Genomic DNA, 11,789 nt, shown 5'->3' with positions numbered 1-11,789 from the left:
CCGGCGCATGTTGTTCTGCATCTGGCGGTAAAACAAAAACGCGAATGGCAACGGCAGGTCCCATTAGGGCAGGCCGGGCCGGGAAGCGGGACGGGATCCAACGCCGTGAGCGAACAATTTTGAACGTCCAGCAATGGATGGAACTTTTCGGAGGTGTCTTATGAAACGCAATATTCTCGCTCTGGCGATGGCCAGCACTGCGCTCTTTACATCCGCAGCCTACGCCGAAGACGTCACGCTGACGATCGAAAGCTGGCGCAACGACGATCTGGCTCTGTGGCAGGAAAAGATCATTCCGGCTTTTGAAGCCTCCCATCCCGGCATCAAGTTGAAATTCACCCCTTCCGCACCGACGGAATACAATGCCGTTCTGAATTCCAAGCTCGATGCCGGCTCCGCGGGCGACCTGATCACCTGCCGCCCGTTCGACGCTTCCCTGGCACTCTATGACGCCGGCCACCTGGTGGACCTGTCCGACATGGATGCCATGAACAACTTCTCCGACGTTGCCAAGGCTGCCTGGCAGACGGACGACGGTTCGGCCAGCTTCTGTGTTCCGATGGCTGCCGTGATCCACGGTTTCATCTACAACAAGGACGCGTTCAACGAACTGGGTATCGAAGTTCCGACGACCGAGGAAGAGTTCTTCGCAGCTCTCGACAAGATCAAGGAAGACGGCACCTACATCCCGATGGCCATGGGCACCAATGACCAGTGGGAAGCGGCCACGATGGGCTACAACAACATCGGACCGAACTACTGGAAGGGCGAGGAAGGCCGCAAGGCTCTGATCGCAGGCGAGCAAAAGCTCACCGACGACCAGTGGGTCGCTCCTTACGCCACGCTGGCAAAATGGGCGCCTTACCTTGGCGATGGCTATGAGGCACAGACCTATCCGGACAGCCAGAACCTGTTCACGCTCGGCCGTGCCGCGATCTATCCGGCCGGCAGCTGGGAAATCTCCGGTTTCAACACCCAGGCCGATTTCGAAATGGGTGCCTTCAAGCCGCCGCTCCGCAACGCTGGCGACAAGTGCTACATGTCCGATCACACCGATATCGGCATCGGCATGAACGCCAAGACCGAGCATCCCGAACAGGCCAAGGAATTCCTGGCATGGGTGGCATCTCCGGAATTCGCCACCATCTTCGGCAATGCTCTGCCGGGCTTCTTCCCGCTGTCCAAGACGCCGGTTGAACTGGAAGATCCGCTTGCGAAGGAATTCGCCAGCTGGCGCAATGAGTGCGAAAGCACCATCCGGTCCACATACCAGATTCTGTCCCGCGGCACGCCGAACCTGGAAAACGAAACCTGGGGTGCATCTGCTGCCGCCATCAAGGGCACGGAAACGCCAGAAGCTCTCGGCAAGAAGCTGCAGGACGGCCTTGCAAGCTGGTACGAGCCGCAGAAGTAATCTGCACAAATGAAAACGGTTCCCAGGGCGGCATTCGGATCGCCCGGGAACTCTATTCCCGGACAGGTTTCAGTCTGCCCGGGGCATTTGACCGGAGCTTTTTATGAGCAGGCCTCGCTTCCGCTGGCATATCGTCGTGTTTCTGGCCCCAGCGGTCCTTGTCTACACGGCCGTGATGATCTTTCCCCTCTTCAACACGCTTCGCCTTGCCCTTTACAGCAAGATTGACCAGGAGCGCGTTTTCGTGGGGCTGCAGAATTTCACCACGCTTCTGGGCGATCCGCGGTGGTCGGAGCAGTTCTGGAACGCATTGGGGAACAATTTCTGGTTCTTCATCATTCATATGCTGGTTCAGAACCCGATCGGCATCGCACTGGCGGCCATTCTCAGCCATCCGCGGCTGCGGTTCGCGGCCTTCTATCGCTCGGCGATCTTCATTCCCACGATCCTCTCCTTTGTGATCGTCGGTTTCGCCTGGAAGCTGATCCTGTCGCCGATCTGGGGCATCGCTCCTTCCATGCTGGATGCGGTCGGACTGAAAGCCCTCTTCGCTCCCTGGCTCGGCAAGGAAGAATATGCGCTGACCACTCTGTCGCTCATATCTGTCTGGCAGTTCGTGGGTATACCCATGATGCTGATCTACGCCGCGTTGCTGTCCATTCCCGAAGAGATCCTGGAAGCCGGCGAGATCGACGGCATCACCGGCATGTCTGCCTTTTGGAAAATCAAGCTGCCGCTGATCCTGCCGTCAATCGGCATCATTTCGATCCTGACCTTCGTCGGCAACTTCAATGCCTTCGACCTGATCTACACGGCGCAGGGAGCGCTGGCCGGACCGGATTTCTCAACCGATATTCTCGGCACATTCATGTATCGCACGTTCTTCGGGTTCCAGCTTCAGCTGGGCGATCCCTACATGGGTTCGGCAATTGCCAGCGCCATGTTCGCGATCATCCTGATCGGCGTCTGTCTCTACCTGTTCGGCATCCAGACCCGGATGCGCAGATATCAGCTGTAAGGGAGGTCGTCACATGAACAAGGCGCGTACCAACCCGCTCAACACCGCCGCCATGCACGGCGCTCTGATCCTCTACACGCTGATCGCGCTCTTCCCGGTCTTCGTGATCCTGATCAACAGCTTCAAGAGCCGCAAGGCGATCTTCCGTGAACCGCTGGCGCTGCCCAATGCCGACAGTTTCTCGCTGATCGGCTACCAGACGGTCATGAAGCAGGGGGACTTCTTCCTCTATTTCCAGAACTCCATGATCGTCACCGTGGTGTCGCTGACCTTCATTCTGCTCTTCGGGGCAATGGCGGCCTTTGCCCTCAGCGAATACCGCTTCAAGGGCAACATGCTGATGGGCCTCTATCTGGCGCTCGGCATCATGATCCCGATCCGGATCGGCACAGTGGCCATTCTGGAAATGATGGTCGCAACCGGTCTGGTCAACTCGCTGATGGCCCTGATCCTCGTCTATACGGCGCAGGGCCTGCCGCTGGCCGTCTTCATCCTGAGCGAGTTCATGAGGCAGGTCTCGGACGATCTGAAGAACGCGGGACGTATCGACGGGCTGTCGGAATACACGATCTTCTTCCGTCTGGTTCTGCCGCTCGTGCGTCCGGCGATGGCGACGGTCGCCGTGTTCAACATGATCCCGATCTGGAACGATCTGTGGTTCCCGCTGATCCTGGCGCCGGCTGAAGAAACCAAGACGCTGACCCTCGGCAGCCAGGTCTTCATCGGCCAGTTCGTCACCGACTGGAACGCGGTCCTGTCCGCGCTCTCCATGGCGATCCTGCCGGTACTCATTCTATACGTGATCTTTTCCCGCCAGCTCATCCGCGGCATCACCTCGGGAGCAGTTAAATGATCCGGGTTCTGATCGTCGGCCTCGGCAACATGGGACTTTCCCATGCTCTGGCTCATCACAAACACGAAAATGCGGAGATCGTCGGTCTCGTCAACCGGTCGGGCCGGATCACGCATTCGGACCTCGCCGGCTATCCGGTCTTCACGGATTACGCGCAGGCGCTGGAAACCGCGAAACCGGATCTGGTGGTTATTTCCACCTATTCGGACACCCATGCGGATTACGCGGTCGCAGCGATGCGGGCAGGGGCGCATGTTTTTGTCGAAAAGCCGCTGGCGACAACAGTTGCAGATGCCAAACGGGTGGTCGCTTGCGCCGAAGAAACCGGCCGCAAGCTCGCTGTCGGCTATATCCTGCGACATCATCCGTCCTGGGTTCGGCTGATCGAGGAGGCGCGGGGGCTCGGCGGGCCTTATGTCTTCCGCATGAACCTCAATCAGCAAAGCTCGGGCGCTGAGTGGGAGACTCACAAGGCCCTGATGCAAACGACGGCACCGATTGTGGATTGCGGCGTGCACTATGTCGATGTCTGGTGCCAGATCACCGATGCCGAACCCGTGAAGGTTCACGGCATGGGACTGCGGCTTTCCGATGAAATTGCGCCGGACATGTACAACTACGGCCAGTTTCAGGTTTTCTTCGATGATGGCTCTGTCGGGTGGTACGAAGCCGGTTGGGGGCCAATGATGTCGGAGACCGCCTTCTTCGTGAAGGATGTCGTCTCGCCCTCTGGATCCGTCTCGATTGTCGAGGACGACAAGGGCGCATCCGCCGATGTCGACGGCCACACCAGGGTAGGCGGACTTCTGGTTCACCGATCTGAAGGCGACCGGCGCATCGATCTGCCGGGTGAACCCGGCCACCAGGAACTCTGCGACGCCGAGCAGGCGTTCATGCTCCGTGCGATTTCCGAAAATATCGATCTCAGCCGGCACATGCAGGATGCCGTCCGGTCGCTGGCAATTTGCCTTGCCGCCGACGAGAGCATCCGCACCGGTCATTCTGTCTTGCTAAAGGAGCTAACGCCATGACGGCGCTAACCCTGTCCAACGTCAACAAGTCTTTCGGCAACGTTCATGTCCTGAAGGACATCAATCTCGAGGTGGAAGACGGTGAATTCGTCGTCTTCGTCGGGCCGTCCGGCTGCGGCAAATCCACGTTGTTGCGGGTAATCGCGGGTCTGGAAGACGTCTCCTCCGGCGAGGTCACCATCGGTGGGGACGTCGTCAATACGACCCCACCGTCCAGGCGCGGCATCGCCATGGTGTTCCAGAGCTACGCGCTTTATCCGCATCTGAACGTGCGCAACAACATGACCCTCGCGCTCAAGCAGGAAAAGCAGAGCAAGCAGGTTATCGAACAGCGCGTTGCCGAAGCGACCCGCATGCTGAACCTTGAGGACTATCTCGACCGGTATCCCTCGGAACTGTCCGGCGGTCAGCGCCAGCGTGTTGCGATCGGCCGGGCGATCGTGCGTCACCCGAAGCTGTTTCTGTTCGACGAACCGCTGTCCAACCTGGATGCGGCGCTGCGCATGAACACAAGGCTCGAGATCGCCAACCTGCACCAGCAGCTCAAGACCTCGATGATCTATGTGACCCATGACCAGTCCGAAGCCATGACGCTGGCGGACAAGATTGTGGTCCTGCGCGCGGGACGCGTCGAGCAGATCGGCAGTCCGATGGAACTCTACAACAATCCGGTCAATCAGTTCGTCGCCGGTTTTCTGGGGTCTCCGGCCATGAACTTCATTCCTGCCAGTCTCGTGCGCGAAGGCGATAGCCGTACGCTCGGGATCCGTCCGGAGGATCTGTTTGTGAGCGAGCAGGGGCAACTCAAGGCCGCGGTCCAGCATGTGGAACAGCTGGGTGGGGACACCAATGTGATCGCAAAGGTGGACGGACACCAGATCACCGCACGGCTGTTCGGCCAGCACGCCATCAAGCCGGGCAGTGAGCTGAGCTTCGGTATCTCGAAAGACAAGTCGTTCTATTTCGACAAGGACGGGGCCCGGTTGCGGGCTTAAGTTTCAGGAAAACCCGACGATCTGAAGGCCTTCCGGAGAGATCCGGAAGGCCTTTGTCTTTAAGGGCCGTCATTCCGGACAGCTGAAGTGAAATCGAACGTCGATCCGACATCCGGACATGCTCGTTTCAACAGCACACCGAACCCGATCTATCGAGGGGATGAATTCGCTGCGCTCACTCTGATGTCTGGATTGCCGGATCAGCGGGCAACTATGGTGGCACTCGACCGGAGTGACGGTGAGGGGGGGGGCGGGGTTCAGTCAACGAAAAAAGCCGCCCCGGTTTCCCGGAGCGGCTTTTGGTTTTTCTGCCTTCAACCTTAGCCGATCTGGGTGAGCAGCTTGTCTAGGCTGGCCTTGGCGTCGCCGTAGAACATGCGCGTGTTCTCCTTGTAGAACAGCGGGTTCTCGATACCGGAGTAGCCCGTTCCCTGGCCGCGCTTGGAAACGAAGACCTGCTTTGCCTTCCAGACTTCCAGAACGGGCATGCCGGCGATCGGCGAGTTCGGGTCTTCCTGGGCCGCCGGGTTGACGATGTCGTTGGAGCCGATGACGATCACGACATCCGTTGACGGGAAGTCCTCGTTGATCTCGTCCATTTCCAGAACGATGTCGTACGGAACCTTGGCTTCGGCCAGGAGCACGTTCATGTGCCCGGGCAGGCGACCGGCGACCGGGTGGATCGCGAAACGAACTTCCTTGCCCTTGGCCCGCAGACGTTTGGTCAGCTCGCTGACCGACTGCTGCGCCTGGGCCACCGCCATGCCGTAGCCCGGAACGATGATGACGCTGTCGGCATCTTCGAGTGCCGCGACAACGCCGTCGCTGTCGATGGCGATCTGCTCGCCTTCCACTTCCATGGCCGGACCGGTGGTGTTGCCGAAACCGCCGAGAATGACGGAAACGAACGACCGGTTCATCGCCTTGCACATGATGTAGGAGAGGATCGCACCGGACGAACCCACGAGCGCGCCGACGACGATCAGCAGGTCGTTGCCGAGCGAGAAACCGATGGCAGCCGCGGCCCAGCCCGAATAGGAGTTCAGCATCGACACCACCACCGGCATGTCGGCGCCGCCGATGCCCATGATCAGGTGATAGCCGATGAAGAAAGCCAGCAGCGTCATCAGGACCAGGGTCCAGATGCCGGCGCCGTTCAGGAACATCAGCAACAAAATGACACTGAGCGCTGCCGCACTCGCGTTCAGCATGTGACCGCCCGGCAGTTTTTCTGCCTTGGACGTCAACTTGCCGGCCAGCTTGCCGAAGGCGACGACAGAGCCGGTAAAGGTGACGGCACCAATGAAGACGCCGAGGAACACTTCGACCTTCAGGATCGACTGTTCGATCGGTGTCTTGTGCGCCAGGATAGCGGCGAAGCCTTCAAGCGCATGGCGTTCTTCTTCGCCCATCGCCAGCACGTTGCCGAGTTCGATATAGGCATTGTAGCCGACGAAGACGGCGGCCAGACCCACAAGCGAGTGCATGGCCGCGACAAGCTGGGGCATTTCGGTCATCTGGACGCGTTGCGCCACGAAATAACCGATGATCCCGCCAGCGGCGATCAGGATGAGGGACAGCAGCCAAAGGCCGGAGCCCGGTCCGATCAGGGTGGCGACAACGGCCAGTCCCATGCCGGCGATGCCATACCAGATGGCGCGCTTGGCGCTTTCCTGGCCGGAAAGGCCTCCCAGGGACAGGATGAACAGAACAGCCGCAACAACGTAAACGGCGGTCGTGAAACCGAATTCCATCTGCCGGCCTCCTTAGGATTTCTGGAACATGGCGAGCATGCGCCGGGTGACGAGGAAACCGCCGAAGATGTTGATCCCGGCCATGAAAACGGAGAGACCTGCCAGCAGGATCACCAGGAAGGACCCGGATCCGATCTGCATCAGGGCGCCGAGAATGATGATCGACGAAATGGCATTGGTGACAGCCATCAGCGGCGTGTGCAGCGAGTGGCTGACATTCCAGATGACCTGGAAGCCGACAAACACCGACAGGACAAAGACGATGAAATGCTGCATGAAGCTGGCCGGCGCGATTAGGCCAACCAGCATCAGGAGCAGGCCGCCGACGGCCAGCAGGGTCACCTGCTGTTTCGTCTGCGCCTTGAAAGCGGCAGTTTCCTGCGCGCGCCTTTCTTCCGGCGTCAGTTCCTTCGGCTTTTCCTTCGATTTTGCCGCGATCGCCTGCACTTTTGGCGGAGGCGGTGGGAAGGTGATCTCGCCTTGATGGGTCACGGTCGCGCCGCGGATGACGTCATCTTCCATGTTGTGAACGATCTGACCGTCCTTCTCGGGCGTCAGGTCGGTCAGCATATGGCGGATGTTGGTGGCGTACAGCGTGGACGACTGGGCAGCCATGCGCGAGGGAAAGTCGGTGTAGCCGATGATGGTGACACCGTTCTCGGTGACGATCTTCTCGTCCTTGACAGTACCTTCCGCGTTGCCGCCGCGTTCGGCTGCAAGGTCGACGATCACCGAACCCGGCTTCATGGCCTTGACCATGTCTTCCAGCCACAGCTTCGGGGCGTCCCGGTTGGGGATCAGCGCCGTGGTGATGACAATGTCCATCTCCGGGGCCAGCTCCCGGAACTTGGCGAGCTGGGCTTCCCGGAATTCCGGTGAGGAGACGCTGGCGTAACCGCCGGTCGCGGCACCATCCTGCTGTTCTTCCTCAAAATCCAGATAGACGAATTCCGCGCCCATGGATTCGACCTGTTCCGCCACTTCCGGGCGCACGTCGAACGCATAGGTGATTGCGCCGAGTGAGGTGGATGTGCCAATGGCAGCAAGACCTGCAACGCCCGCACCGACAACCAGAACCTTTGCAGGCGGAACCTTGCCGGCAGCGGTGATCTGGCCAGTGAAAAAGCGGCCGAAATTGTTGCCTGCCTCGATCACGGCCCGGTAGCCGGCGATGTTGGCCATGGAGCTGAGCGCATCCATTTTCTGGGCGCGCGAGATACGTGGCACCATTTCCATGGCGATCACGTTCGCACCCGATTCCTTCGCTTTCTCCAGCCCGTCGGCGTTGCCACCCGGGTTGAAGAAGGAAATCAGGGTCTTGTCCTTGGTGAGGTAGCCCAGTTCCTTGTCGTCCGGCTGACGAACCTTGGTCACGATGTCCGATTTCTTCCAAAGGCTCGCAGCAGTCTTGACGATTTCAACTCCGGCTTCTTCATAAGCCTGGTCGGAAAAACCGGCGGCAACTCCGGCTCCGCTTTGCACCATGCAGGTGAAGCCGAGCTTCTGCAGCTGCTTTGCGGATTCGGGGGTCATCGCCACACGGTTCTCCCCGGGGAAGGTTTCCTTTGGTGTGCCGATCTTAAGGGCTTCTGGCATACGTCTCTCCAGCAAGTGTCGAGGAATTGGCCTTTGTTGAGGGCAAGTTTGCCGGTCTGGCGAACATGCTCCCCCCGTGCGTCCTGTCCCTCACAAACGTGCTGCGAATTTAGAAACGAAAATTTTACTTATGACAAGGTGTCTTCCGATTGAATTTGGAGGGTATTTTCGCACTGCACAGTGAGAGCAGTGCGATATAAATTTCACGGGATTTACAAAATAGGGGTATCGGAAACTGTGTGGACCGGCATCTGGTGGCCGGAATACTCAAATTGAGCCCGGAAATAGTAAATTTTCCTGACCCTATACAAATATCCGAGCATATTGACCAAAGACTGGTCGTGTTTAAATTTCCGGCAGCGGTTCTTGGGGAAAGAGCCGCTGCCGGATCAAAATTTATTCGGCAGCCGGGTCCAGCGCGACTTTCGCGTCCAGGTCCGCGGCATCATGACGCTCCGGAAGCTGTTCGTGATCTTCACCCCAGGTCCGGTTCACCTTGCGTCCGCGAACAACCGCCGGGCGAGCGTCGATTTTCTCCGCCCAGGCCAGAAGACTCTTGTATTCGTGAACGGAGAGGAATTCCGCTGCACCATAGGCGCGTCCGAGCACCATGCCGCCATACCAGGGGAAGATCGCCATGTCCGCGATGGTGTAGTCGTCGCCGGCGATATAGGGACGTTCGGCAAGGGCCTTGTCGAGGACGTCGAGCTGGCGCTTGGTTTCCATGGCGAAACGGTCGATAGGGTATTGGTACTTTTCCGGCGCATAGGCGTAGAAGTGACCGAATCCGCCGCCGAGATAGGGAGCCGATCCCATCTGCCAGAACAGCCAGTTCAGCGTTTCGGTGCGCTTCGCCGGGTCCTTGGGCAGGAATTCGCCGAACTTCTCAGCCAGATACAACAGGATGGAGCCGGACTCGAATACCCGCGTCGGTGTTGCAGTCGAGTGATCGACGAGCGCCGGAATCTTGGAATTCGGATTTGCTTCCACGAAGCCGCTGGAGAACTGGTCGCCGTCGTTGATCTTGATTAGCCAGGCATCATATTCGGCGCCTTTGTGACCGAGCGCGAGCAGCTCCTCAAGCATCACCGTCACCTTGACGCCGTTCGGGGTCGCCAGAGAATAAAGCTGAAGCGGATGCTTGCCGACGGGCCGGTCCTTTTCGTGGGTTGCACCTGATACGGGCCGGTTGATGTTGGCGAACTGGCCGCCGCTTGGCTGTTCCCAGGTCCAGACTTTGGGCGGGGTGTAGGTCGGGTCACTCATGGGCAAGGGTCTCCGGAACGGGTCGGGCGGTAAACGGAAGCAATGGACGGAACAACAATCAGCGTGATCCATCGCAATCTTACGATTAAGTAGGCGGCAATGGCAGGATTGCCTAGGCCTGTTTTTGGGGGAGAGGCAAATAATTGTTTCAAAACAGGTGCTGCGAAAATCAGGTTGCTGCAAAAGCCGGGTTGGTGGTTTCCTGTTCTGCGTACCTTTGCAAAGTTAGGATGCGTTTTCGCCATCGACCCGAGGTCTTATTTGAGGCATTCTTTTCCAAACGCGATCGGAAAAGCCGTTGGTCACTCAGACGAGCGTCACCAGGGTTCGAGCGCAAAGGCCTGACAAGCAGCACTGGAGACACATTCGGGAGGTCGGCAAAAACAAAAATGACTGCGGACAGCCCGTCTTGAATTTCATCAAGTTTAGGGAGGACGACATGAATTTGAGACCCGATCCGAGCTTTTATCCGACGCCGCGGATGGCGATGGAAGCGCCGGTTGAAAAGCTGGCTTTTACCCTGATGCTCAGTCCCGATTTCTCGCAGCCCGATGGCCTTGCCGTCGTCAATGTCGATCCGCAAAGCCCTGACTACGGCAAGATCGTGCATTCCGTCTTCATGCCGAACAAGGGGGACGAATTCCACCATTTCGGCTGGAACGCCTGTTCTTCGGCGCTGTCGCCATTAACGGGGCACGCCTTTCTGGAACGCCGCTACCTGATTATTCCGGGCATCCGGTCGTCGCGTATTTACATTATCGACGTGAAAGAGCCACTTCAGGCAAAGATTCACAAGATCATCGAACCGGAAGAAGTGTTCGCCAAGACAGGCTACTCCCGCCCGCACACGATCCATTGCGGCCCGGAAGGCATCTATGTCTCGACCCTCGGCGGAGGCGGCGCTGACGGCACCGACGGACCTCCGGGCATCTTCATCATGGACTGCGAGACCTTCGACATTCTCGGCCGGTATGAAATGGATCGCGGCATCCAGGACAAACACTATGACTTCTGGTGGAATCTGCCGCGGGACTACATGGTATCGTCGGAGTGGGGACTGCCGCCGCAGTTCGAGAACGGCCTTGTCGCGGAAGACCTCCTGTCCAACAAATACGGCCACAGCCTGCATTTCTGGGATCTACGCGGGCGGAAGAACATCCAGACAATCGATCTTGGCGCAAACCACCAGATGGCCCTCGAGGTTCGTCCTGCCCACGATCCCGCCAAACAGTTCGGCTTTTGCGGCGTCGTTGTCGACACGACAAACCTGCAGGGAGCAATCTTCACCTGGTGGCGCAAGGATGACGGCACGTTTGAAGCCAAAAAGACCATCACCATCGATCCGCAACCAGCCGATCCGGCAGACCTTCCCGAACTCCTGAAAGGCTTTTCCGCCGTTCCGCCCCTGGTGACCGACATCGATCTGAGCCTCGATGACAAGTATCTTTACGTTGCCTGCTGGGGTACGGGCGAGATGCACCAGTACGACGTCTCCGATCCGATGAACCCGACGCTTGCCGGCAAGGTCGAGATCGGCGGAATTGTGAAAAAGACAAAACATCCGAACGGCAAGGAATTCGGTTATGGACCGCAGATGGTCGAGATCAGCCGGGACGGCCAGCGGGTCTATTGGACAAATTCACTCTATTCCACCTGGGATGAGCAGTTTTATCCTGGCGAGGGCGGCGCGGCGATGGTGATGGCCCGCGTCGGTGCCGGTGGCGGTCTGTCGCTCGATCCGGATTTCTGGGTCGACTTTCCAAAGGGCTACCGGTCACACCAGATCCGGCTTGAGGGCGGCGACTGCTCAACCGACAGTTTCTGCTTCCCGTCGGTCTAGGTTTTGGACGAGGCGAGTGTGA

At 58.7% G+C, this 11,789-nt stretch carries 9 protein-coding genes; 6 read left to right on the top strand and 3 right to left on the bottom strand.

Annotated features, from left to right (window positions below):
• The first annotated feature begins 160 nt into the window (after nt 1-160).
• The 5 genes from ACYQ54_RS26545 to ACYQ54_RS26525 all read left to right on the top strand — a co-directional run bounded on the left by ACYQ54_RS26545 (nt 161) and on the right by ACYQ54_RS26525 (nt 5,311).
• Nucleotides 161-1,414, top strand: coding sequence for an ABC transporter substrate-binding protein (locus ACYQ54_RS26545; protein WP_460087813.1), 1,254 nt, complete (start codon nt 161-163; stop codon nt 1,412-1,414).
• A gap of 103 nt (nt 1,415-1,517) precedes the next feature.
• A complete protein-coding gene (locus tag ACYQ54_RS26540; protein WP_460087812.1) occupies nt 1,518-2,432 on the top strand; it encodes a carbohydrate ABC transporter permease in 915 nt (304 codons plus the stop codon).
• Between the two features lie 13 nt (nt 2,433-2,445).
• A complete protein-coding gene (locus ACYQ54_RS26535) occupies nt 2,446-3,285 on the top strand; it encodes a carbohydrate ABC transporter permease (protein ID WP_460087809.1) in 840 nt (279 codons plus the stop codon).
• Complete coding sequence (locus ACYQ54_RS26530) at nt 3,282-4,316, top strand: Gfo/Idh/MocA family protein (protein ID WP_460087808.1); 1,035 nt, start codon at nt 3,282-3,284, stop codon at nt 4,314-4,316. Before ACYQ54_RS26535 ends, ACYQ54_RS26530 begins: the two co-directional genes overlap by 4 nt.
• Complete coding sequence (locus ACYQ54_RS26525) at nt 4,313-5,311, top strand: ABC transporter ATP-binding protein (protein ID WP_460087806.1); 999 nt, start codon at nt 4,313-4,315, stop codon at nt 5,309-5,311. The genes ACYQ54_RS26530 and ACYQ54_RS26525 overlap by 4 nt, the downstream gene beginning before the upstream one ends.
• 320 nt (nt 5,312-5,631) lie before the next feature.
• Here the strand turns inward: ACYQ54_RS26525 and ACYQ54_RS26520 are convergent, their stop codons facing one another.
• From ACYQ54_RS26520 to yghU, 3 genes are all read right to left on the bottom strand, one after another.
• Entirely contained in the window at nt 5,632-7,065 is a 1,434-nt protein-coding gene (locus ACYQ54_RS26520) for an NAD(P)(+) transhydrogenase (Re/Si-specific) subunit beta (protein ID WP_460087804.1), read from the bottom strand.
• A gap of 12 nt (nt 7,066-7,077) precedes the next feature.
• Nucleotides 7,078-8,661 (bottom strand): Re/Si-specific NAD(P)(+) transhydrogenase subunit alpha, encoded by a 1,584-nt coding sequence (locus ACYQ54_RS26515; protein WP_460087802.1) that lies wholly within the window; start codon nt 8,659-8,661, stop codon nt 7,078-7,080.
• Nucleotides 8,662-9,057: 396 nt separating this feature from the next.
• Nucleotides 9,058-9,927 carry a glutathione-dependent disulfide-bond oxidoreductase gene (yghU, locus tag ACYQ54_RS26510; RefSeq protein ID WP_460087800.1) on the bottom strand — a complete coding sequence of 290 codons (870 nt, stop codon included), beginning with the start codon at nt 9,925-9,927 and terminating at the stop codon, nt 9,058-9,060.
• A gap of 439 nt (nt 9,928-10,366) precedes the next feature.
• On the opposite strand from yghU, the gene ACYQ54_RS26505 reads away from it, so the two are divergent.
• The gene (locus ACYQ54_RS26505) at nt 10,367-11,767 is read left to right on the top strand and encodes a selenium-binding protein SBP56-related protein (RefSeq protein WP_460087798.1); all 1,401 of its coding nucleotides are present in this window, start codon (nt 10,367-10,369) and stop codon (nt 11,765-11,767) included.
• Nucleotides 11,768-11,789: the final 22 nt, after the last annotated feature.

It is taken from the genome of Roseibium sp. LAB1 (assembly GCF_054658235.1).
The sequence above is the reverse complement of the archived record's forward strand: the minus strand, read 5'-3'. Positions and strand labels throughout refer to the sequence as shown.

Coding starts and splice junctions, on each gene's coding strand:
- ACYQ54_RS26545 (WP_460087813.1), top strand. CDS start 161: ATGAAACGCAATATTCTCGCTCTGGCGATGGCCAGCACTGCGCTCTTT.
- ACYQ54_RS26540 (WP_460087812.1), top strand. CDS start 1,518: ATGAGCAGGCCTCGCTTCCGCTGGCATATCGTCGTGTTTCTGGCCCCA.
- ACYQ54_RS26535 (WP_460087809.1), top strand. CDS start 2,446: ATGAACAAGGCGCGTACCAACCCGCTCAACACCGCCGCCATGCACGGC.
- ACYQ54_RS26530 (WP_460087808.1), top strand. CDS start 3,282: ATGATCCGGGTTCTGATCGTCGGCCTCGGCAACATGGGACTTTCCCAT.
- ACYQ54_RS26525 (WP_460087806.1), top strand. CDS start 4,313: ATGACGGCGCTAACCCTGTCCAACGTCAACAAGTCTTTCGGCAACGTT.
- ACYQ54_RS26520 (WP_460087804.1), bottom strand. CDS start 7,065: ATGGAATTCGGTTTCACGACCGCCGTTTACGTTGTTGCGGCTGTTCTG.
- ACYQ54_RS26515 (WP_460087802.1), bottom strand. CDS start 8,661: ATGCCAGAAGCCCTTAAGATCGGCACACCAAAGGAAACCTTCCCCGGG.
- yghU (WP_460087800.1), bottom strand. CDS start 9,927: ATGAGTGACCCGACCTACACCCCGCCCAAAGTCTGGACCTGGGAACAG.
- ACYQ54_RS26505 (WP_460087798.1), top strand. CDS start 10,367: ATGAATTTGAGACCCGATCCGAGCTTTTATCCGACGCCGCGGATGGCG.